The following is a 520-nucleotide window of genomic DNA, read 5'->3' as shown; positions in this document are numbered from 1 at the left end:
GGCATGAGCCGGATGATGCAGGCGAATGTGATCGCCACTTCCGGCCGTGCGGTCGAGGCGGCGGGCGACGTCGACGTGCTGTTGCTCGACAAGACCGGCACCATCACGCTGGGCAACCGCCAGGCGTCGGCGTTCATGCCGGCGCCGGGTTTATCGGAACACGACCTCGCGGATGCGGCGCAACTCGCGTCGCTCGCAGACGAAACGCCTGAAGGCCGCAGCATCGTGGTGCTCGCCAAGCAGCGCTTCAACATTCGTCAGCGCGACATGGCGATGCTGCACGCGACCTTCCTGAGCTTCAGCGCGCAAACGCGCATGAGCGGTGTCGACATGCCGGGACACGAGATCCGCAAGGGCGCGGCGGATTCGGTGAAGCAGTACGTGGAGACGCATGGCGGACGATATCCGCAGGAAGTCCAGACCGCCGTCGACAACGTCGCGCGGCGCGGCAGCACGCCGCTCGTGGTCGCCGAGAAGCAGGGCGACGTTGCGCGCGTGCTGGGTGTCATCGAATTGAAGG

Annotated in this window: 1 pseudogene; it reads left to right on the top strand. The window is 66.3% G+C overall.

The annotated features are described in order from the left end of the window. Positions 1-520 (top strand): annotated as a pseudogene (locus AWB67_RS39335) (potassium-transporting ATPase subunit B); the annotation flags it as partial.

Source organism: Caballeronia terrestris (assembly GCF_001544515.1).
GTDB classification, from domain to species: Bacteria; Pseudomonadota; Gammaproteobacteria; order Burkholderiales; family Burkholderiaceae; genus Caballeronia; species Caballeronia terrestris.
Note: the sequence above shows the minus strand (reverse complement) of the source record. Positions and strands in the feature narration are given on the sequence as shown.